The organism is Bradyrhizobium sp. CIR48 (assembly GCF_014198315.1).
In the GTDB taxonomy this organism is placed as follows: Bacteria; Pseudomonadota; Alphaproteobacteria; order Rhizobiales; family Xanthobacteraceae; genus Bradyrhizobium.
In genome coordinates, this window is the sequence record NZ_JACIHG010000034.1 from 1 (window position 1) to 1,561 (window position 1,561).

Consider the following 1,561-nt stretch of genomic DNA (forward strand, 5'->3'; position numbering starts at 1 on the left):
ACGCTAGCGAACGGCTTCGACGGGCTCGGCACCGAGTTCGTCTACAACAAGACGAAGGTGGTCTCGCAAGTCGCGCGGCTCAAGAAATGGCTCGACGACGGCGTAATGCAGATCGCGGGCCAGGGCTTCAGTCCCGAACAATTGTTCACGTCGGGCCGGTGCTCGACCTTCGTCAATTCGACCGCATCGCACGGCAACATCGAGCGCAATGCGACCATCAATTGGAGCGCCACCTTCCTGCCGCACGAGAGCGACATCAATCCGCCTCTCAACAGCACCATCGGGGGTGGGGCCATCTGGGTCATGAAGGGCCACACGCCGGAGCGATACGAGGCCGTCGCAGCCTTTCTGGATTTCGTCGCGCAGCCGGAAACCCAGGTCTGGTGGCATGGCGCAACCGGCTATGTTCCCGCCACCAACCGCGCCTATGCGGTCGCGCGGGAGCGGGGCTACTACAAGGATCATCCGACCAGGGAGATCGCGGTGCTGCAGCTCTCGCGCGGCACGCCGAACGAGAACTCGCGCGGCTTCCGCTTCGGCAACTTCGTGCAGACGATGCTGGCCCAGCGCCAGGAGGTCGAGGCGGTGTTCGCCGGTCAGAAGCAGCCGCAGCAGGCCATGGATGACGCAGTCAAGCGGGGTAACGAGATCCTGCGGCAGTTCGAAAAGCTGAATGCCGGGAAGACTCCGGAAACCGAGCGTCCATGACGTTGCGCCTGTCCATCCCGTGGCGCGAGGCACGCGCACCCGTGCTTCAGGGAAGGCACGGGGGTGGTGGGTCCAAAGCCGTGCCGGCGGCAGTCGCCGGCAGCTCGCGTCGGTCGGGCAGAACGCGGCCGCGTGAGGAGGCCGGACTGAAGCGCGCCAATTTCGGCGACGGTCCCGGCCTGCCGACGCTGCTGTTGCTGCCGCAATTGCTGATCCTGCTGTTCTTCTTCTTCATTCCGTCGCTGCGGGCGCTGATGCAGTCCGTTCTGCTCAGCGATCCGTTCGGGACCAACGTTCAGTTCGTGTGGTTCGACAATTTCAAGACGCTGCTTGCGAGCAGCGACTACCGCCAGTCGATCGCGGTGACGTTCTGGTTTACGGTGGCGCAGAACGTGCTCACATTGGGCAGCGCGCTCGTGCTGGCCTTTGCCACCGACAGGATCGTGCGTGGCCGCTCGGCCTATCGCACGATCATCCTGTTGCCCTATGCCATTGCGCCCGCGATCGCCGGCATCCTGTGGGCCTTCTTGTTCAATCCGGCGGTCGGCCCGCTCGCACAGGTGCTGCACGGGCTCGGTATTGCATGGGACCCTAACCTCAATCCGACCGATGCGCTGATCCTGGTGACGCTGGCCGCGTCATGGAAGCACATCTGCTACGACTATATCTTTCTGGTGGTGGGGTTGCTCGCGGTGCCGGTGTCGCTGATGGAGGCCGCCGCCGTGGACGGTGCGGGACCGATCCGCCGCTTCGTCTCAATCGCGCTGCCGATGCTCGGGCCCACCATCTTCTTCCTCACGGTGATGAACTTCATCTATGGCTTCTTCGAAACCTTCGCCATCATCGATGCCGT

At 63.7% G+C, this 1,561-nt stretch carries 2 protein-coding genes; both read left to right on the top strand.

The genetic code is table 11. From position 1 onward, the window contains the following. Positions 1-708: extracellular solute-binding protein (locus tag GGD66_RS42550; RefSeq protein WP_183262281.1), on the top strand; the 708-nt coding region annotated here is incomplete at its 5' end. Next, the coding region (locus GGD66_RS42555; RefSeq protein WP_183262283.1) for an ABC transporter permease subunit at positions 705-1,561 on the top strand (857 nt) is incomplete at its 3' end. The genes GGD66_RS42550 and GGD66_RS42555, both read left to right, overlap by 4 nt.